Raw genomic sequence first — 19,712 nt, forward strand, 5'->3', positions numbered from 1 at the left:
GATACAAGTATAATCATTTTTGACTAACTGCAATGGCTTTTCTGCGAAGTGGGAAATTTGATTTTAAAATGTTTTCTGTCGATTATTTTCCACATTTCACCACGAAATTTCAAAATACTGAATCCTAAGCAAATAGGGCTATTTCAAAGGTTTTCAAATACATACAAGGGTAAAACTTATCAACATTGTGGTAAAAAGTGGTAAATTGTGGTAATATTTTCAATATATTTGGCTCTATAAAGTCTAAATGTGGTAAATCTCATAGGAACATACGAATGCAAAGTCGATGCGAAGGGCCGTTTGATGGTGCCTTCTGCATTGAAGAAGCAGCTTGCTCCTATGTTGCAGGAAGGCTTTGTGATAAAACGTGCTGTTTTTCAGGACTGCCTCGAGCTTTACCCGATGAGTGAATGGAACGTTCTTATGGGTAAAATGAACGGCCTTAACAGGTTTAAGAAAAAAAATAACGATTTCATAAGAAGGTTTACTGCCGGAGTGAAGATGGTAGAGGTTGATTCGAACGGCAGGTTGCTTATTCCAAAAGATCTTACCGCTTTCGCCGGAATTGAAAAAGAGATCGTTCTTTCTTCGGCGATAAACATTATTGAGATCTGGGATAAGGATAAATATGAGAATACCATCGAAGCTTCTTCTGGTGATTTTGCTGAATTGGCTGAAGAAGTGATGGGAAATGACGAAATGGATGGAATATCATAACCCTGTTCTTTTAAAAGAATCGGTTGATGGTCTTGATATAAAACCAGATGGGATTTATGTGGATGTCACTTTTGGAGGTGGCGGACATTCCAGGGAAATATTGAAAAGACTTGGGCCTGACGGAAAATTGTTTGGTTTCGATCAGGATAAGGACGCTCTTGAAAATAAGATTGACGACAAGCGCTTTACGCTAATCAATGAGAACTTCAGGTTTCTGAAGCGATTTTTGAGGTTTTACGGTGTGAAGCAGGTTGATGGTATACTCGGTGATTTTGGTGTTTCATCGCATCAGTTCAACGAAGCTGAAAGGGGTTTCTCAACCAGGTTTGATGCTAAACTGGATATGAGGATGAACCAGGGAAGTAGTTTGAGCGCGTATGAAGTGATAAATGAATATGACGAGGAGCAGCTGAAAAGACTTTTTTATGCGTACGCCGATCTAAAGAACGCTCCAAAACTGGCCAGAGTGATCGTTGGTGAAAGAAGAAATGGTCCGATTGAAACCAGTGAGCATTTGAATGATCTTTTGAAGCCGCTGCTTTTTAAAGGGAAGGAAAATAAGATCCTGGCGCAGATCTATCAGGCAATAAGGATAGAGGTGAACCAGGAAATAGAAGTTCTTAAAGAGTTTTTGATACAAACAGAAGAGGTTGTGAGACCGGGAGGAAGATTAAGTCTTATTTCATATCACTCGCTGGAAGATCGTTTGGTGAAGAGATATATAAGGAGTGGTCTTTTTGAAGGGGAGCCTGAAAAAGACATGTTCGGAAATGTTTCAGTTCCGTTCAAGAAAGTAGGAGGTCTTATAGTACCAACTAAAGAGGAAATAGAAAAAAATAACAGAGCGAGAAGCGCAAAATTAAGAATAGCCATAAAGCTGTAAATATTGATGAAAAAAGGTTTTTATAACATACTGAAGGCAAATTTTCTGATCAGTGAAGATGCTTATAAAAACTGGCGTTTTATCGTTTTCTGTACCGTGCTGGCCATTATCATGATCGCCAGTTCTCATAGTGCAGAGAAAAAAGTACATCAAATAGCAAGACTGAACAATGAAGTGAGAGAGTTAAGAAGTGAATTCGTTGAGAGACGTTCAGACCTAATGAAGATAAAAATGGAGTCTACCATTACCGAAAAAATGGTGGAGAAAGGGATAGGGCCTTCAGAAACCCCGCCCAACAAGATAAGAGTGATAATAAAAGACTAACCTGAAATGGCGACAACCGAAAAAAGCATTCTGAATCGTATGTATTTGGTGGCTGCCTGTCTCTTTTTATTTGCGGTAGCTGTAGGGGTCAAGTTGGTCAATATTCAGTTCGTTCATGGGGATTATTATAAACAACTTGCCGAGGATCGAACCTTCAAAAATTTTAAAATCCCTGCAAACCGCGGAAATCTTTATGATGTAAACGGAAATTTACTGGCTACTTCGGTACCCAAATACGATATCCGTTTTGACGCGGTAACAGTATCAGATAAAAACTTCGAGGAAAATATAGGTCCGCTTTCTGAAAAGCTGGCAAAAATGCTCGGGAATACGCCTTCCTATTATTCTCAGAAATTAAGGGCCGCAAGAGCCAATAATCAGCGTTATGTACTCATTGCCCGAAATCTGGGGTATTCAGATTACATGAAGATCAGGGAGTTTCCAATGTTTAATTTGGGGCCGTATAAGGGAGGTATGATCACAGAGCAGAGTACGGTTCGTGAACATCCTTTGGGTAAGATGGGAGAGAGAACCGTTGGTTATGAAAGAAGGGATGAGAACGGCTATTTTACCAGGGTAGGTCTTGAAGGTGCATTCAGTAACTATCTGCGTGGAACTGACGGGAGAAGGTTGAAACAGAAGATCGCCAAGGGGCAGTGGAAGCCAATAAGCGATAATAACGAGCTTGAGCCAAAAGATGGCTATGATGTGGTTTCTACCATAGATGTTAATATTCAGGATATCGCTCATCATTCATTGCTTCGCCAGCTTGAATATTTTGAGGCCGATCATGGCACTGTGGTAGTAATGGAAACCAAGACTGGGGAGATCAAGGCGATGTCTAATCTCGGCCGAACCAAGGAGGGAACTTATTTCGAAAAAAGAAATTATGCGGTTTACGAGTCTCATGAGCCCGGGTCTACCTTTAAGCTCATGGCGATGGTTGCCGCTCTCGAAGATAAAGTAGTAGATACCAGCCAGATCGTAGATACCGAAAAAGGCGTGGTTAGATTCTACGGCAGACCTGTGAGGGATTCTCATCATGGCGGCTACGGAAAAATATCTGCTGCGAGGGCATTTGAAGTGTCTTCTAACACAGCATTTACAAAAATGATCACAGAAGGTTACAAGAATAATCCTTCAAAATTTGTAGACAGATTATATTCAATGCAACTTAACCGAAAGATTGGTCTTGAAATTAAAGGTGAGGGATCTCCCCGAATCCCTCACCCTCAAGACAAATCATGGAATGGTTTGAGTTTGCCCTGGATGGCATTTGGTTATGGTGTTTCTTTAACACCCCTTCAAACACTTACATTCTATAATGCGATCGCCAATGATGGTGAGATGATCAAGCCTCGTTTTATCAAGGAGGTGAAAGATCGTGATAAACCTATCCTTGTTAAGGAGAAAGAAGTGGTCAATCCTTCCATTTGTTCCCCTGAGACGGCTAGAAAAGTTCGGGAGATGATGAAGAATACCGTTTTGCGAGGTACTGCTTCCAATATCTATACGGAAAATTTTTCCATGGCTGGTAAAACAGGAACCTGCCAGACAGAATACTGGATAGAACCAGGGCGATATATCGCATCTTTTGCGGGTTATTTCCCAGCTGAAAATCCGAAATATTCCTGTATAGTGGTGATCCATAAACCCAACAGAAGGAAGGGTTATTATGGAAATATTGTGGCTGCTCCCGTGTTCAAGGATATCGCAAGAAAGATCTATACCGATACGCCTGTGATGGATGAATTGGAATCCCTTGAGGTGGATGATAAAAGGGTAAAAACTGATTTTGAAAAGTATTATACCAAAATCCAGGATGAGAAATTGTTGATGCCCGACGTTACCGGGATGCCGGCTATGGACGCTATTTCCATCCTTGAGAACCTGGGCCTTGAAGTAAGAATAAATGGTAAGGGAGTGGTGAAAAGACAATCTGTATCTGCAGGACAAAAAATAAAAAGTAATCAGAAAATAAATCTGGAATTGAGTTGATGAAGGTGTTGAAGGACATACTGTATAAGGTGAATATGAAGGCGGTGACCGGGGATACTGGTGTGACTATTAATAAAGTTCATTTTGATTCCAGGAAGGTGAAGCTGAATGATGTTTTTGTTGCGATTAGAGGAACGGTTTCAGATGGTCATGATTTTATAAAAAATGCCGAAAATCAGGGTGCTCTCGCTATTGTTTGTGAGGAACTACCTGAGAATAAAATAAACGGTGTCACTTATATAGAAGTGGAAGATACCAAAAAGGCCCTGGCCTATATTTCAGCGAATTATTATGATAACCCTTCCGAGAAGTTAAAGCTTGTTGGGGTAACTGGCACTAACGGTAAAACCACGATCGCTACACTTTTATATGATCTTTTCTCAAAAGCAGGATATAAATGTGGTTTGCTTTCCACCGTAAAAGTGATGGTGGGCAATGAAGAGCATTCAGCGATAAGGACCACGCCAGATTCGATCACCATCAATTCGTATTTAAAGGATATGAACGATGCAGGGGTTGAATTCTGCTTTATGGAAGTGAGTTCTCATGGCATAGATCAGCATAGAACAACTGCTTTAAGATTTGAAGGTGGAATTTTCACCAACCTGTCTCATGATCATTTGGATTATCATAAGGATTTTGCTGAATATCGCGATGTTAAGAAGCGATTCTTTGATGAGCTTCCTTCTTCAGCTTTTGCGCTTACCAACGCCGATGATAAGAATGGTTCTGTGATGCTTCAGAATACTAAAGCGAAAAAATATACTTACGCCTTAAAATCCTACGCCGATTACAAGGCGCAGATCCTGGAAAATCAGTTTACAGGATTGTTGCTGAAGATCGATGATCAGGAATTGTGGACAAAGCTTATAGGGAATTTCAATGCATATAATGTACTGGCGATCTATGCTGCTGCCGATCTTCTTGGACTGAAAACCATTGAGATATTAAGGATTATTAGTGAGCTTAATTCGGTGAGCGGAAGGTTTCAGTATGTGGTTTCCAAAAAGGAAAAAATCACGGCGATCGTTGATTATGCTCATACACCCGATGCACTTAAGAATGTTCTTGAAACTATCAATAGCATTCGAACAAAGAACGAAGAGCTGATAACTGTTGTTGGTTGTGGAGGAGATCGTGATAAGACTAAAAGACCAAAGATGGGGCATATAGCTTCGGCGCTGAGCAGTAAGGTAATCTTTACCAGTGATAATCCGCGTACTGAAGATCCTGATAAGATCATAGAAGATGTGGAGGCCGGAGTGGAACCCCAGAATTTCAAAAAAACAATGAGCGTGACCAACAGAAAGCAGGCAATTAAAACCGCCTGCCAGATCGCTGGTAAGAACGATATAATTCTCATTGCCGGGAAGGGCCATGAGACCTATCAGGAAGTGAATGGTAAAAGATCAGATTTTGATGATTTCAAGATCGTGAACGAATTTTTAAAACAACTGGATAAATAATGCTGTATTACTTATTTCAATTTTTAGAAGAACAGTATCAGTTGCCCGGAGCGCAGTTGTTTGAGTTCCTTTCGTTCCGTTCAGCCATGGCGATCATTCTGTCGCTGGCCATCTCTACTATATATGGTAGAAGGATCATTAACTATCTAAGAAGGAAACAAATTGGAGAAAGCGTAAGAGACCTGGGGCTTCAGGGGCAAACCGAAAAAGCCGGAACACCAACCATGGGTGGTGTGATTATCATAATTGCCACGCTTATCCCTGTACTTCTTTTTGCGAAACTTGAGAATATTTATGTGATCCTTCTAATAGTAACTACCCTTTGGATGGGTGCTATTGGATTTATTGACGATTATATTAAGACCTTTAAAAAAGATAAGGAAGGGCTTAAAGGTAAATTTAAGGTTATTGGTCAGATTGGACTTGGCCTTATTGTAGGAGGAACTATGTATTTCCACCCGCAGATCACGACCAAAGAAGTTATCACCGAAACCCGGCCTACTCAAAATGTCATCGCCAGGGCAGAGGTGGTTGATATGGGGCCGGAAGAGAAGAACACTACCACCACTATTCCCTTTGTGAAGAATAATGAATTTGACTATTCGAAACTTATCAGCTGGATAAATCCTTCACTGGCGCAGTATGCCTGGATTATCTTTATCCCGATCGTGATCTTCATCGTAACCGCGGTGTCCAACGGAGCGAATTTAACTGATGGGATAGACGGACTCGCAGCAGGTTCTTCAGCCATAATTGTGCTCACCCTGGGGCTTTTTGCATGGGTTTCGGGTAACATTATTTTCTCAGATTACCTGAATATCATGTACATCCCAAGGTCGGGTGAAATGACCATTTTCATCACCGCTTTTGCAGGGGCGCTGGTTGGATTTCTATGGTACAATACATTTCCAGCCCAGGTGTTTATGGGTGATACGGGTAGTCTCACCATTGGAGGGATAATAGCGGTGCTGGCAATCGCAACAAGAAAAGAATTACTGATCCCGCTTTTATGCGGAATCTTTTTGATAGAGAATCTTTCTGTAGTAATGCAGGTGGGCTGGTTTAAATATACCAAGAAGAAATATGGAGAGGGCAGGAGGATTTTCCTGATGTCACCACTGCATCATCATTATCAGAAAAAAGGGAAACATGAGAGTAAGATAGTAGTGAGGTTTTGGATCGTGGGGATCATTCTCGCAATTCTTACCATCGTAACCCTGAAGGTTCGATAAAATTGAAGGCTTGTGGGAAAGAAGATAATGATACTGGGTGGTGGAGAAAGCGGAATAGGAACGGCTATTCTGGCAAAGAAAAATGGATACGAAGTATTTCTTTCCGATAAGGGAAAGATCAAGGATAAATACAAGGAAGTTCTTAGACATATTGAGATCGAATGGGAAGATGAACAGCACACCGAGTCGGAGATATTCGATGCTGATGTGGTGATGAAAAGCCCGGGAATTCCAGATACGGTTCCAATGATCGTGGAGCTTAGGAAGAAAGGAATTCCGGTGGTTTCTGAAATCGAATTCGCATCCTGGTTCTCTGAAGTTCCGGTAATAGGGATCACGGGAAGCAATGGCAAGACCACAGTGACCAATCTGGTTCAGCATGTTCTGAAAGAAGGAGGCGTTGATTCGGCCATGGGCGGAAACGTTGGAAACAGTTATGCGAAGCTGGTTGCTGAAGAAACCCGCGAATGGTTCGTGCTGGAGCTTAGTAGCTTTCAGTTGGATGGAATTGAGAAGTTCAGGCCGCATATTGCGATCCTGACGAATATCACACCCGATCATCTGGACAGATATGATTATAAGCTTGAAAATTATATAGCATCAAAATTCAGAATAACTAAGAATCAGACAGAAGAGGATTATTTCATCTATGATGCCGATGATAAGAATATAACGGACTGGCTTGCGAAGCATCCTGTAAGATCTCAAAAGCTGCCATTTTCAATTGAAAGAAAGATCGAAAATGGCGCCTATATAGAAAATGAAAACATTGTTGTAAAAATTAATAACACCAAATTTACTATGCCAACATCAGAACTTGCCCTTCAAGGCAAACATAATGCTAAAAATGCCATGGCTGCTGCTACAGTAGCCCAGTTACTCCGAATCAGGAAACAGACCATTCGTGAAAGTATGGCCAACTTCCAGGGAGTTGAACATCGCCTTGAAAAAGTGCTGAAGATCAATAATGTACTTTATATCAACGATTCTAAAGCAACCAACGTGAATGCAACGTTCTATGCGCTTGAAAGCATGGAGGCTGAAACGGTATGGATTGTTGGAGGTGTTGATAAAGGGAATGTCTATGATGACCTTCTTCCACTGGTAAATGAAAAGGTTAAGGCTATTATCTGCCTTGGGGTAGATAATGATAAAATCGTGAATGCCTTTGGCAATATCGTGGAAACCATGGTAGAGACTACTTCGATGAACGAGGCGGTTCAGATCGCTTACAGGCTTGCCGATAAAGGCGATAATGTGTTGCTTTCACCTTCCTGCGCGAGTTTTGATCTTTTTGAGAATTATGAAGATAGAGGAAGACAGTTCAAAGAGGCTGTAAGGAATTTATAATGAGCTTTTAGACCTCACAGGTTTTGAAAACCTGTGAGGCCTGCAAATAAAAATAAATGAGCAATATTTTTAGAAATCTTAAAGGAGACAAGGTGATCTGGGCGGTAGCCGGCCTGTTGGCGATATTTTCTTTTTTGCCGGTTTACAGTGCCAGTAGTAATCTTGCTTATCTTCATGGAGATGGAAGTACTTCCGGTTATCTGGTGGTACATTTCTTTCATCTGCTTCTAGGTTTTTGCGTGCTCTTTGCGGTACATAAGGTGCCGTATCATTATTTTCGTGGAATTTCAATTCTGCTATTACCCGTCGTAATTGTTCTGTTGATATTTACCATTGCCCAGGGAACGACTATTGATGGGGCATACGCCAGTAGATGGATACAAATTCCTGTGCTGAATGTTTCTTTTCAGTCATCTACACTGGCTGCCGTGGTGCTTATGGTGTACGTAGCCAGGTACTTATCTAAGATCACTGAAAAAACGGTTACTTTTAAGGAAACAATTCTTCCACTTTGGCTGCCTGTTTTCGCAGTTTTAGTATTAATTTTGCCGGCCAATTTTTCCACTACAGCCATCATTTTTGCTATGACCCTGGTGCTGATGTTCTTAGGTGGTTATCCCATAAAATATCTGGCTGCTATTGTTGGTGCGGGCCTGCTGATGTTGAGTCTGTTTGTACTTACAGCTAAGGCTTTTCCTGGCTTATTGCCTAATAGGGTTGATACCTGGACCAGTAGGGTAGAGACATTTTTTGATGATGAAGAAGGACAGGAGCAGTACCAGGTTGAAAAAGCCAAGATCGCAATCGCACAGGGAGGCATAACCGGAACCGGAATTGGAAAAAGCGTTCAGAGAAATTTTTTACCACAGTCTTCTTCAGATTTTATCTACGCGATAATTGTGGAAGAAATGGGATTGATAGGTGCATTTGGAGTGATGCTTGCATACCTCTTATTGCTTTTCAGGATCGTGATTGTCGCCACCAAAGCCAATACTGTCTTTGGTAAACTAGTTGTAATGGGTGTGGGATTGCCTGTGGTTTTCCAGGCCCTCATCAACATGGGAGTTGCAGTGGAGTTATTTCCTGTGACGGGACAAACACTACCACTGGTAAGTAGCGGAGGAACATCTATATGGATGACATGTATTGCACTTGGGATTATCCTGAGCGTAAGTGCAAAAAGAGAGGAAATTAAAGAATCTGAAAATAAAGAAATTGAAGGCGAAGAGGAAAATCCTCTGGACATCTTAAGCGAAGCTATATGAAAGAAGGTTTACGCGTCATATTATCTGGTGGAGGAACAGGAGGTCATATCTATCCTGCCATCGCTATAGCCGATGAGATCAAAAGAAGGCATCCGTCGGCAGAGATCCTATTTGTAGGCGCTAAGGACCGAATGGAGATGGAGAAGGTGCCCCAGGCGGGTTATGAGATAGAAGGCCTTTGGATTAGTGGCGTGGATAGATCTTTTAGTCTTAAAAACTTCATCTTCCCATTTAAGCTTATGAGCAGTCTTTCTAAATCAAGAAAGATCATAAAAAAGTTTCGACCAGATGTAGTTATAGGAACCGGGGGGTTTGCAAGTGGGCCACTTTTAAGAGTAGCCATCTCGAAAGGAATCCCCACGCTTATCCAGGAACAGAATTCCCTTCCCGGAATTACAAACCGTATCCTGTCCAAATATGCCAATACGATCTGTGCAGCTTATGAAAAAGTGAAGGAAGTTTTTCCTGCTGAGAAAACGATCATCACCGGAAATCCCGTGAGACAGGATCTTTTGGAGGTAAATGAGCTAAGAGAGGAAGCCATTGAATATTTCAAGCTTTCAAAAGAGAAGAAAACAGTTCTTGTGCTTGGCGGAAGTCTTGGGGCCAGGAGAATAAACAGGCTTATCGAAACCTATCTGAAGAAATTTCGGGAAGAGGAAATTCAGTTGATCTGGCAGATAGGTAAGCTGTATTATGAGGATTATAAAAAATATGAGTCTTCAAATGTGAAGACCAAAGAGTTCATCAACAGGATGGACCTGGCATATGCTGCTGCAGATGTGATCATTTCAAGAGCAGGGGCGGGAAGTGTTTCGGAACTCTGTATAGTCGGGAAACCGGTATTATTTATTCCTTCTCCAAATGTTGCGGAGAATCACCAGGCAAAGAACGCTATGGCAGTTACCGAACATGATGCTGCCTTGATGATAGAAGAAGATGAATTAACAGAAAGGTTCGAGCCGTGTTTTTTTAGTCTGTTAAAAGATGAAAGACGGCTGGAGCGATTCTCTGCAAATATTAAGAAACTCGCTCTTCCCCATGCTACGTCGGCAATCGTAGATGAGGTAGAGAAATTGATAGAAAAGAAAAAGAAATAAGTGAAAGACCTTAATCACATACAAAACTTTTATTTCATCGGGATAGGTGGAATAGGAATGAGTGCGCTGGCCCGATATTTCAGGGCCAAGCCTTTGTACGTGGTAGGTTACGATAGGACTCCTTCTGAGCTTACTCAAAAACTGGAGGAAGAAGGAATCGAAATAAATTACGAGGATAGAGAGGAGCTTATCCCGGAGCAAATTCTCAATCATCCTGAAAATACCCTGATAGTTTATACGCCGGCGATCCCAAAAGATCATAAACAATTCAATTTTCTTAAGGAAAAAGGATTTGAGATAACCAAAAGGGCTCAGCTACTGGGGATGGTTACCGATAAAAAGTATACACTGGCAGTTGCCGGTACGCATGGAAAAACCACCACTACGGCGATTCTTGGGCATTTGCTTAAGGAAACCGGGGCAAAGGTTACTGCTTTTCTGGGTGGGATTAGTGAGGATATTCAGTCTAATCTTATTATGCAGGGAGACGAGGTTGTTGTGGTAGAGGCTGATGAGTTCGATCGTTCATTTCTGAATCTTTCTCCCAATCTAGCTGCTGTCACCTCTATGGATGCCGATCATCTTGATATCTACGGGAAGAAAGAGGAACTCGAGGATTCTTTCAGGGAATTCGCCTCAAAAGTTCCTGAGGATGGAAAGCTTTTTATTAAGAATGGATTGGATCTGAAAGGTTCGACTTTTGGTATAGAAGATAATGCCGACTATTCGGCTCGAAACATAAAAATTGAGGATGGAAGCTACGTTTTCGACTTGAAAACTCCTTCCGGAACCATTGAAAATTTAATGCTTAATCTACCCGGTCAGCATAATTTGCTCAATGCTATAACAGCCCTGGCAATGGCCCTCGAATACGGTCCCCCAACCGGTAGCGATGATCTTGCCAGGGCTTTATATAGCTTCAAGGGTGTGAAGCGTAGATTTAGTTATAAGATTAGAACGAATGACCTGGTGTTAATTGATGACTATGCGCATCATCCTGCAGAGATATCAGCTGTACATCAGGCGGTTCGCGAAATGTACCCCAACAAACAAATACTTGCGGTTTTTCAGCCCCACCTGTTTAGCCGTACCCGTGACTTCGCTGAAGATTTTGCCACGAGCCTGTCTAATTTTGATGAGCTTATTCTGCTGGAAATTTACCCTGCCAGAGAATTACCTATTGAGGGCATATCTTCAGCCTGGTTGCTGGACCAAATTTCAAATCCCAAAAAACAGCTTGTCAAAAAAGAAGAGCTTACAGAAAAAATAAGATCTTCAGAAGCTCGGGTTATAGTAATGATGGGAGCTGGGGACATTGGAGTAGAAGTGGAAAAAGTAAAAAATGCACTGTTGAATGAAGCGTAGTTTAGGTTACATAAAAGCTTTCGTTTTAGTGGCAATAGTTTGCTTTTTATATGGCTTTGCTGAAAAGCGTCACAAAGACCGTGAAATTAAAGAGGTGAAAGTGAGATTTACCGATAGTGAAAACCTCTATGTTACTGAGGAAGTGGTTAATAAATTGTTAATACAAAATAAAGGCTCTGTCTCGAGCATAGATAAAGAAACTTTAGATTTGAATAGGGTTGAATCCCTTTTAAATATGCACGATATGATTGAAAATGCTGAAGTCTATCTCACTCTGGACGGGGAACTTAGGGCAGAAGTAAGTCAGCGAAAACCTATAGGAAGGGTCCTGGGGAATTCATCATTTTATCTTGACAGAAAAGGAGAGATCATGCCATTGTCTCCGTTTTATTCGGCAAGGGTGCCTTTGATGTTCGGTTTTAACGAAAACAATATTGCGAAAGCCTATCCAATTGTGATGCATATAAAGAACGATGAGTTTTTGACCAGGCATATTACTGGGATCAACAGGCTTAAAGGCGATAAATATGAACTTGAACTCAGGGAGCTGGACTTTGAAGTCTATTTTGGAGATTCAAGCCATGTGGCTTTAAAATTTAACAATTTCAAGGCCTTCTATAAAAAAGCACAGAAAGACAAAAAATTAGATACCTACAAAAAAGTGAACTTACAATTTGGAGACCAGGTTGTTTGCACTAAAAAATAGTTTATGGAACAAAACGATATTGCAGTAGGATTAGATATTGGAACAACAAAGATTGTGGCTATGATAGGCCGCAAGAACGAGTACGGCAAGGTTGAGATTATCGGAATTGGAAAATCGAAATCTCTTGGTGTACACAGGGGAGTAGTGAATAATATCACCCAGACCATCCAGTCTATCCAGCAGGCAATACAGGAAGCAGAGGCCGATAGCGGTCTTAAGATAAGTGAAGTAGTGGTTGGGATTGCCGGGCAACACATAAGAAGCCTTCAGCATAGTGATTATATCACCCGTCCGAATCCGGAAGAAGTGATAGATGCCGATGATATTCATACGCTTTGTAATCAGGTTCACAAACTGGTAATGCTTCCGGGAGAAGAAATAATACATGTACTTCCACAGGAATTTAAAGTTGATGGTCAGGCTGAGATCAAGGAGCCTATCGGGATGTACGGAGGAAGACTTGAAGCCAATTTCCACGTGGTGGTTGGCCAGGTTTCTTCGATAAGAAATATTGGAAGATGTGTAAAAAGTGCCGGGCTTGAACTTTCGGCTGTCACCCTGGAGCCATTAGCTTCGGCTAATGCGGTGTTAAGTCAGGAAGAGAAAGAAGCGGGAGTTGCCCTTATCGATATAGGTGGTGGGACTACCGATCTTGCCATTTTCAAGGATGGTATTATTCGCCATACGGCAGTGATTCCTTTCGGAGGAAATGTGATCACTGAAGACATCAAGGAAGGATGTTCCATTATTGAAAAACAGGCAGAACTACTGAAGATAAAATTCGGTTCGGCATGGCCTGGTGAAAATAAGGATAACGAGATCGTTTCAATCCCTGGTTTACGTGGAAGGGAGCCAAAAGAGATCACTCTTAAGAACCTTTCAAAGATCATTCATGCGAGAGTGGTAGAGATCATCGAGCAGGTTTATCTCGAGATCAAGAATTATGGCCATGATGAGCAGAAGAAAAAACTTATCGCCGGCCTGGTCTTAACTGGTGGTGGAGCGCAGCTAAAGCATTTAAAACAGCTGGCTGAATATATCACCGGTATGGATACCAGAATTGGATATCCTAACGAACACCTGGCAGGAACCAATGATGCTGAAACCACCAGCCCAGTTTATGCAACTGCGGTTGGATTAGTGATGAATAGCCTGGAGAAAGGCAAAACACGTTTTCAGGAAGAAGCGGTTCTTTCAGATAAAAGCCCAGTGGAGAGTACAGAAGAGACCGGAGTAGAGTCCGGCGAAACAGAGCAGGAGGAAACCTCCAAGAAGGTCGCACGCAAAAGTATTTTTGATAAGTGGGCCGAAAAATTTAAAGATTTTTTAGATAACGCAGAGTAAAAAAGATACAACCAGTAAAACAGAGTTTATGAGCAGTACAGAATTTGGAGACATCTCATTCGATTTACCAAAGAATCAATCGAACGTCATCAAAGTGATTGGAGTTGGCGGAGGAGGAAGCAATGCCATCAACCATATGTTCCAGTTGGGGATAAAAGGGGTTGATTTTGTGGTTTGTAACACCGATGCCCAGGCACTTGAGAATAGTGCGGTTCCCAACAAGATCCAGTTGGGTGTGACTCTTACAGAAGGACTTGGTGCAGGAGCAAATCCTGAGATTGGCGAGAAAGCCGCTGTAGAAAGTTTTGAGGAGATCAAGCAAATGCTGGATTCCAATACAAAAATGGTATTTATCACGGCCGGAATGGGCGGTGGTACAGGTACCGGGGCAGCACCAATTATTGCCAAACAGGCCAAGGAACTCGATATTTTAACTGTTGGAATAGTTACGATTCCTTTTCAGTTTGAAGGTCGTAACCGTAATGAACAGGCCCAAATAGGTGTGGAGAGACTGCGAAAACATGTTGATTCACTTATTGTGATAAACAATAATAAGCTTCGGGAGGTCTATGGAAACCTTGGCTTCAAGGCAGGTTTCTCCAAGGCCGATGAGGTTCTGGCAACAGCTTCCCGCGGTATCGCTGAAGTTATAACCCACCATTATACTCAGAACATTGACTTGCGCGATGCGAAAACTGTTCTTAGCAATAGTGGAACTGCAATTATGGGGTCTGCTCATGCCTCAGGCGCAAGCAGGGCTACCGATGCCATTATGAAAGCTCTGGACTCTCCATTACTTAACGATAATAAGATCACCGGCGCCAAAAATGTTTTACTGTTAATTGTATCTGGCAACGAAGAGATTACTATAGACGAAATTGGAGAAATAAACGATCATATTCAGGCTGAGGCCGGCCATAGTGCAAATATCATTATGGGTGTTGGTGAGGATGAATCACTGGAAGATGCTATTGCTGTTACCATTATCGCTACTGGTTTCGATGTGGAACAGCAGAATGAGATCACAAATACAGAAACGAAAAAGATCATTCATACACTTGAAGATGAGCAGAAGGCAGAACATGAACTTATGCCAAAGAAATCTGCGCCGATCACTGAAGTAACCAATGAGCCAGTAGATAAATCTCCGGAGAATAAATTACAATTTGAGGAGCCGGAAAATGATGGGAAGATTGTTCATACCCTCGATGAAACTGAAGAAGAGGTAGATGAGGTTGGCAATATTCATAAAAAGGTGGATGACATGCTTAAGACACCGGATTTTGCCCGTAAACTGGAGGTTACCTACGAAGAAGTAGATCCTGATGAATTTATTATTAACGATACCAGCGATGAGGTGAAGAATATGGATGTTAATGAGCCTGAAGAAGTGAAGGTGGAAAGCGAAGAGCAGTTCATGTTTACTTTTGATATGCCCGCGGCCAATGATAAGAAGGAAGAAAAATCTACTTCAAATGAGCAAAAGCCTAAATCTGAGGAGGTGAAAAGGCATCAACTCAATGATGAGGAAGAAAACACAAAGAATATCAAAGTGAATGAAGCTATTGAAATTGTTCCCGTGACCGAAAGTTCTGCCCAGGGAATAAAGAGATATAGCCTGGATGATTATATGGAAATGGAAGAGAAGCTTCAGAATTCAAAGCCAGAGAAGAAGCAGGAAGAGAAGGATGAGACTATAGCTTTTGAAAAGAAAACCGTAGCTCCTAAACCTGATACCGATAAAGGAGCCGATCAAGACAATCCTTTTGACAATCCTATTTCTTCCGAAGTGGTTAGACAAAGAACCGCTGAAAGAAAGGCTAAAATGAAGGAATTCAACTATAAGTTCAGAACGGGCTCTGCCCAGATAGACGAGATAGAAAAGCAGCCTGCTTATAAAAGAGCAGGTATCGAACTTGAAAACAATAAACCTGGTGAAGGTAAATTATCCCGTACCAGTATAGAGCAGGACGAGAATAATGATCTTCATTTCAGGAAGAACAATTCTTTTCTACATGATAATGTAGATTAATTTCAACCTAGCCAAGAAAAAAGGCAGCCATATGGCTGCCTTTTTTTATTTAGAAAGACCTGAACTTAATTCTGACTTTCCGCCTGAACCTCGTCGGTGTCTTTTCTGTACTTAAGCATGCTTATCCCGGCAACGAAAAATACAAAACCAAGGATGGTAAGTGCCCATGGGCTAAGCATCAGGGCTACGCTGCCAAAAATTCCCAAAACACCCATTACAAGTGCAATCGCACCTCCAATGGTCATAACAAGTGCTAAGATTTTAATCATAACATTAAATATTGGTTATTGACTAAAATTAGTTAAAGTATTTAATGTGAGAGGAATATTAACAAATTTTACGATTTCTGGCCTTGGCTTTCTTTTTTGAATCAAATTTTTTTATCCCCATAAATGCCCGCTTAACAAGCTTTTTGGTGGCCTAATAATTAAAAAATCTAATTTTCAGGATAATTTTCATCATTTCGTTGTTTTTAACGAATTTTTCATAATCTGAAGCCCTGTCATTAGCTAAACTCGGGGAGTAATGCTTCAACGAAGACCTAGAAAATGGAATTGAAAACTTTAGTTCCAGTAGATCATAAAGTATTTGATTGTGGCATCATCAGGAATTTGAGAAGCCATTATCTTACTGTCGGTATCATAACGAAGACTTGTAGGTAACTGACTTTTATCTATGGTGACGTAGGCATTTATTTCATCAAGAAAGACAACTGCTGAGTTTATGGTGTTCTCTATCCTGGAAATATTATAATTTTCCACAATTTCCTTGAAGGTGCTTTTTACATTCAGTCCATTCTTTGTTTCATAGCGTGGGTCAAGTATCCGTATATATCCAATAGTACTGGTTGAGTCGAACTCCTGAAGTGGCTCCAGGCTCATAAGCGCATTGCCGTCTTTATCAAAAATCTTGATCTCATCGGTAGAACGTAATTGTTCCGGTCCGCTGGTTTGCCTAACGATGCTATCTCCCTCGAATATTGAGTCCAGCTGGTTGATCTTCACCTCTTTTTTCAGAGGACCAACCTGGGTGGGTGTAATAAGGAAAGGATTTTCTTCATCGCTTGTACATGATGAAACAGTTACAAATAAACCAAGAATTAATAAAGCTCTTTTGTACATTTTAGTTTTGATAGTTTTATTTTAAAATTTTGTTTAATATTCCCAGGACACCGCGAATAAAGGTGGCACTGGTTATTACTTTTAATACCGCACTCTCCATATTCGATTTTTGGGAGCTGGTTTTAATCACTTTTTTTCTTTCTGTTTTAGCCTTTTCCTTCGCTTGCTCTTTTTCTGCAGCTTCAATCTTTTTTGTCAGGATCTCGTAAGCGCTTTCCCGATCAATTTCTTCATTGTATTTAGAGATGATTTCAGATCGCTCTATTAGTTTCTCGAGTTCAACTTCAGAAAGTATATCCATCCTGCTCCTAGGAGCCCTGAGCATAGTGGCTGCCAGGGGTGCGGGGCGTCCTTTTTCATCAAGTGCCGAAATCATTGCCTCGCCTATACCTAACGTAGTGAGCATATTTTTGGTATCGTAGAATTCGGAAATAGGATAATTTTCAGCAGCAAGTTTTATTGCTTTCCTGTCTTTGGCCGTAAACGCCCTCAGCGCGTGCTGTATCTTTAATCCGAGCTGTCCCAGAACTTCTTCCGGAATATCCGCTGGACTTTGGGTGACAAAATAAATTCCAACCCCTTTAGACCTTATTAGTTTTATGATGCTTTCAATCTGGTCCAGCAATGCATCTGAAGCTTCTTCAAAAATAAGATGAGCTTCGTCAATGAACATTACAAGTTCAGGCTTCTCCATATCTCCCTTTTCAGGAAATGTGGAATAAATTTCAGCAAGAAGGCTAAGCATGAAGGTTGAAAATAATTTGGGCCTGTCCTGAATATCAGTTAGTCTTAAAATATTTACATAACCAAGATTTTCAGGGGTTTTTCTAAGAAGGTCATTCACTTCAAAGGATCGCTCACCAAAAAAGTGGTGGGCACCCTGCTGTTCAAGAGAGACAATCTTTCTTAGAATGGCTCCGGTTGAAGCGGTAGAGATCCTACCATATTCTTTCTCAAACTCTTCCTTACCTTCTTCTGTTGAATACTGAATGATTTTTTTTAGATCTTTCAGGTCCAGAAGTGGAAGTTGTTTGTCATCACAATATTTGAAAATGATCGCGAGTATGCCTGTCTGGGTGTCAGAAAGATCAAGTATTCTTGATAATAGCACCGGGCCAAATTCACTAACGGTTGCCCTTAATCTTATTCCGCTTTGATCGGAAAGACTTAGGATCTCAACTGGCGAAGCCTTTGGCTCAAATGGAAAATCCAGCAATTTGTGCCTTTCATCAATGAATTCAGCTCCATCAGAGGGTTTTGCTATTCCACTAAGATCACCTTTTACATCCATCAATAGAACAGGAACTCCTTTTTCTGAAAGATTTTCTGCAATGATCTGTAGGGTTTTCGATTTACCAGTTCCGGTAGCACCGGCGATCAAACCATGCCGATTCATAGTCTTTAATGGAAGCTTTACGGCAGCTTCAGAGATCACTTCACCTTCATACATTCCTGCGCCAAGATAGATGCTGTCGCCTTTGGGCTTGTAGCCTTGCTGGATGGAGGTGATGAATTTCTGTTTCTTTTCCATTAAAAGCTAATTTATCATAAAATTGGTAAAACAACGGAAATACAAGTGAAGAATAATTTCAAAAACAGGCTAAATACCGGGAAAACAGCACATTTAAATATGTAATATATTTGAGGAAATCATTAATAATATGAATGCTGTCAAATTTCTGTTTCTTATTCTAATTTGTAATGTTGGATATTCCCAAAGCGGGATATTCAAAAAACTGGAGAAGTCTTCTGAACCTGAGTTGAAAAATGTCTTTGAGAATGCAGAAAAATTTGAAGTTCAGGTACTCTATACTGCCATAACACATAAAAAGAATGGAAAGGTTTCTTTTCAAACTGAAGACTTCAGGCTAGACGACAGTACTTATTTTTATCCGGCCAGTACGGTAAAATTGCCCGTTGCGATTCTTAGTCTTGAAAAGCTGAAGGAACTGCAGAATTCCGGTCTTCAAATTGGAAAAGATTCTGAATATCATTTTCTGAATGACAGTGTTTCTCATACAATCGCCAAGGATATAAATGCCATATTCGCGGTGAGCGATAATGATGCCTATAACCGTCTCTTCGAATTCCTGGGTCAGGACTACATAAATAAAAAGCTACGAGAAAAGGGGCTCGAACCTGTTAGAATATCTCATCGTTTTTCTGGCGATACCTCCCTGGAGACGGTCACAAAACAGATGATCTTCAATCTGGGAGAGAATGATACTTATGAATTACCAGTCACTCATAATAAGAGAGCAGTTCCTCTGGAATTCAAAGCCATTGAAAAAGGGAAAGCTTATATGGAGAATGATTCCCTGAAACAAGGCGCCTTCACTTTTGCTCTTAAAAATTATTTTCCCCTAAGCGTTCAGCATCAATTGATGAAACAATTGTTCTTTCCTCAAGAATTTAACGAGCAGCAAAGATTCAATCTCACCAAGGAGGATAGAGCGTTTTTGATGCAGGCGATGTCTTCCTATCCACAGGAGGCTGGATATGATGAAAAGGAATTTTACGACAGCTATGGTAAATTCTTTATCTATGGTGATTCTGAAGAACCAATAACCTCTAATATCAAAATCTATAATAAGGTAGGGTATGCATACGGAACCTTAACCGAAACTGCCTATATTCATGATCCTGATAATGACGTGGGATTCATATTGTCTGCAACTATTCTCGTCAATGAAAATGAAACTTTCAATGATAATGAATATGAATTTGCGGAAATAGGTATACCATTTCTTGCTGAACTTGGAAGGCAGATCTATGAAATCGAATTAGCAAAACAAAATAATTAATCTGG

17 protein-coding genes are annotated in these 19,712 nt (G+C 40.9%); 14 read left to right on the top strand and 3 right to left on the bottom strand.

The window, feature by feature from the left end:
- Positions 1–249 precede the first annotated feature (249 nt).
- The 13 genes from mraZ to ftsZ are packed head-to-tail and all read left to right on the top strand — an operon-like array spanning position 250 to position 15,782.
- Complete coding sequence (mraZ, locus tag NE848_RS00630; protein WP_252110284.1) at positions 250–717, top strand: division/cell wall cluster transcriptional repressor MraZ; 468 nt, start codon at positions 250–252, stop codon at positions 715–717.
- Positions 704–1,600: a 16S rRNA (cytosine(1402)-N(4))-methyltransferase RsmH gene (gene rsmH / locus NE848_RS00635; protein ID WP_252110285.1), complete on the top strand. Its 897-nt coding sequence runs from the start codon at positions 704–706 to the stop codon at positions 1,598–1,600. The genes mraZ and rsmH overlap by 14 nt, the downstream gene beginning before the upstream one ends.
- A 6-nt stretch (positions 1,601–1,606) precedes the next feature.
- Positions 1,607–1,924 carry an FtsL-like putative cell division protein gene (locus NE848_RS00640; protein ID WP_252110286.1) on the top strand — a complete coding sequence of 106 codons (318 nt, stop codon included), beginning with the start codon at positions 1,607–1,609 and terminating at the stop codon, positions 1,922–1,924.
- Between the two features lie 6 nt (positions 1,925–1,930).
- Positions 1,931–3,922 (top strand): penicillin-binding protein, encoded by a 1,992-nt coding sequence (locus NE848_RS00645; RefSeq protein ID WP_252110287.1) that lies wholly within the window; start codon positions 1,931–1,933, stop codon positions 3,920–3,922.
- Positions 3,922–5,388 carry a UDP-N-acetylmuramoyl-L-alanyl-D-glutamate--2,6-diaminopimelate ligase gene (locus NE848_RS00650; RefSeq protein WP_252110288.1) on the top strand — a complete coding sequence of 489 codons (1,467 nt, stop codon included), beginning with the start codon at positions 3,922–3,924 and terminating at the stop codon, positions 5,386–5,388. Before NE848_RS00645 ends, NE848_RS00650 begins: the two co-directional genes overlap by 1 nt.
- The gene (gene mraY, locus NE848_RS00655) at positions 5,388–6,620 is read left to right on the top strand and encodes a phospho-N-acetylmuramoyl-pentapeptide-transferase (protein WP_252110289.1); all 1,233 of its coding nucleotides are present in this window, start codon (positions 5,388–5,390) and stop codon (positions 6,618–6,620) included. Before NE848_RS00650 ends, mraY begins: the two co-directional genes overlap by 1 nt.
- Before the next feature lie 12 nt (positions 6,621–6,632).
- Positions 6,633–7,970 carry a UDP-N-acetylmuramoyl-L-alanine--D-glutamate ligase gene (gene murD / locus NE848_RS00660; protein WP_252110290.1) on the top strand — a complete coding sequence of 446 codons (1,338 nt, stop codon included), beginning with the start codon at positions 6,633–6,635 and terminating at the stop codon, positions 7,968–7,970.
- A gap of 56 nt (positions 7,971–8,026) precedes the next feature.
- A complete protein-coding gene (locus NE848_RS00665) occupies positions 8,027–9,235 on the top strand; it encodes an FtsW/RodA/SpoVE family cell cycle protein (RefSeq protein ID WP_252110291.1) in 1,209 nt (402 codons plus the stop codon).
- A complete protein-coding gene (murG, locus tag NE848_RS00670) occupies positions 9,232–10,335 on the top strand; it encodes an undecaprenyldiphospho-muramoylpentapeptide beta-N-acetylglucosaminyltransferase (RefSeq protein ID WP_252110292.1) in 1,104 nt (367 codons plus the stop codon). Before NE848_RS00665 ends, murG begins: the two co-directional genes overlap by 4 nt.
- Entirely contained in the window at positions 10,336–11,700 is a 1,365-nt protein-coding gene (gene murC / locus NE848_RS00675) for a UDP-N-acetylmuramate--L-alanine ligase (protein WP_252110293.1), read from the top strand.
- Positions 11,690–12,406, top strand: a complete 717-nt coding sequence (locus NE848_RS00680; RefSeq protein ID WP_252110294.1) for a cell division protein FtsQ/DivIB — start codon at positions 11,690–11,692, stop codon at positions 12,404–12,406. Before murC ends, NE848_RS00680 begins: the two co-directional genes overlap by 11 nt.
- 3 nt (positions 12,407–12,409) lie before the next feature.
- Complete coding sequence (ftsA, locus tag NE848_RS00685) at positions 12,410–13,750, top strand: cell division protein FtsA (RefSeq protein WP_252110295.1); 1,341 nt, start codon at positions 12,410–12,412, stop codon at positions 13,748–13,750.
- A 28-nt stretch (positions 13,751–13,778) separates the two neighbouring features.
- The gene (gene ftsZ / locus NE848_RS00690) at positions 13,779–15,782 is read left to right on the top strand and encodes a cell division protein FtsZ (protein WP_252110296.1); all 2,004 of its coding nucleotides are present in this window, start codon (positions 13,779–13,781) and stop codon (positions 15,780–15,782) included.
- Between the two features lie 65 nt (positions 15,783–15,847).
- Here the strand turns inward: ftsZ and NE848_RS00695 are convergent, their stop codons facing one another.
- From NE848_RS00695 to NE848_RS00705, 3 genes are all read right to left on the bottom strand, one after another.
- On the bottom strand, positions 15,848–16,051 hold the full coding sequence (locus tag NE848_RS00695) for a hypothetical protein (RefSeq protein WP_252110297.1): 204 nt from the start codon (positions 16,049–16,051) through the stop codon (positions 15,848–15,850).
- Positions 16,052–16,345: 294 nt separating this feature from the next.
- The gene (locus NE848_RS00700) at positions 16,346–16,903 is read right to left on the bottom strand and encodes a hypothetical protein (protein WP_252110298.1); all 558 of its coding nucleotides are present in this window, start codon (positions 16,901–16,903) and stop codon (positions 16,346–16,348) included.
- Between the two features lie 16 nt (positions 16,904–16,919).
- Positions 16,920–18,434, bottom strand: coding sequence for a helicase HerA-like domain-containing protein (locus NE848_RS00705; protein WP_252110299.1), 1,515 nt, complete (start codon positions 18,432–18,434; stop codon positions 16,920–16,922).
- Positions 18,435–18,564: 130 nt separating this feature from the next.
- On the opposite strand from NE848_RS00705, the gene NE848_RS00710 reads away from it, so the two are divergent.
- Positions 18,565–19,707 carry a serine hydrolase gene (locus tag NE848_RS00710; RefSeq protein ID WP_252110300.1) on the top strand — a complete coding sequence of 381 codons (1,143 nt, stop codon included), beginning with the start codon at positions 18,565–18,567 and terminating at the stop codon, positions 19,705–19,707.
- Positions 19,708–19,712 lie beyond the last annotated feature (5 nt).

It is taken from the genome of Gramella jeungdoensis (genome assembly GCF_023805255.1).
Classification (GTDB): Bacteria; Bacteroidota; Bacteroidia; order Flavobacteriales; family Flavobacteriaceae; genus Christiangramia; species Christiangramia jeungdoensis.

Bases quoted from the DNA above. Each gene is read 5' to 3' on its own strand.
- murG (WP_252110292.1), top strand. From the start codon at position 9,232: ATGAAAGAAGGTTTACGCGTCATATTATCTGGTGGAGGAACAGGAGGT.
- NE848_RS00665 (WP_252110291.1), top strand. From the start codon at position 8,027: ATGAGCAATATTTTTAGAAATCTTAAAGGAGACAAGGTGATCTGGGCG.
- NE848_RS00695 (WP_252110297.1), bottom strand. From the start codon at position 16,051: ATGATTAAAATCTTAGCACTTGTTATGACCATTGGAGGTGCGATTGCA.
- NE848_RS00650 (WP_252110288.1), top strand. From the start codon at position 3,922: ATGAAGGTGTTGAAGGACATACTGTATAAGGTGAATATGAAGGCGGTG.
- rsmH (WP_252110285.1), top strand. From the start codon at position 704: ATGGAATATCATAACCCTGTTCTTTTAAAAGAATCGGTTGATGGTCTT.
- NE848_RS00710 (WP_252110300.1), top strand. From the start codon at position 18,565: ATGAATGCTGTCAAATTTCTGTTTCTTATTCTAATTTGTAATGTTGGA.
- NE848_RS00645 (WP_252110287.1), top strand. From the start codon at position 1,931: ATGGCGACAACCGAAAAAAGCATTCTGAATCGTATGTATTTGGTGGCT.
- NE848_RS00640 (WP_252110286.1), top strand. From the start codon at position 1,607: ATGAAAAAAGGTTTTTATAACATACTGAAGGCAAATTTTCTGATCAGT.
- NE848_RS00680 (WP_252110294.1), top strand. From the start codon at position 11,690: ATGAAGCGTAGTTTAGGTTACATAAAAGCTTTCGTTTTAGTGGCAATA.
- ftsZ (WP_252110296.1), top strand. From the start codon at position 13,779: ATGAGCAGTACAGAATTTGGAGACATCTCATTCGATTTACCAAAGAAT.
- NE848_RS00700 (WP_252110298.1), bottom strand. From the start codon at position 16,903: ATGTACAAAAGAGCTTTATTAATTCTTGGTTTATTTGTAACTGTTTCA.
- ftsA (WP_252110295.1), top strand. From the start codon at position 12,410: ATGGAACAAAACGATATTGCAGTAGGATTAGATATTGGAACAACAAAG.
- mraY (WP_252110289.1), top strand. From the start codon at position 5,388: ATGCTGTATTACTTATTTCAATTTTTAGAAGAACAGTATCAGTTGCCC.
- NE848_RS00705 (WP_252110299.1), bottom strand. From the start codon at position 18,434: ATGGAAAAGAAACAGAAATTCATCACCTCCATCCAGCAAGGCTACAAG.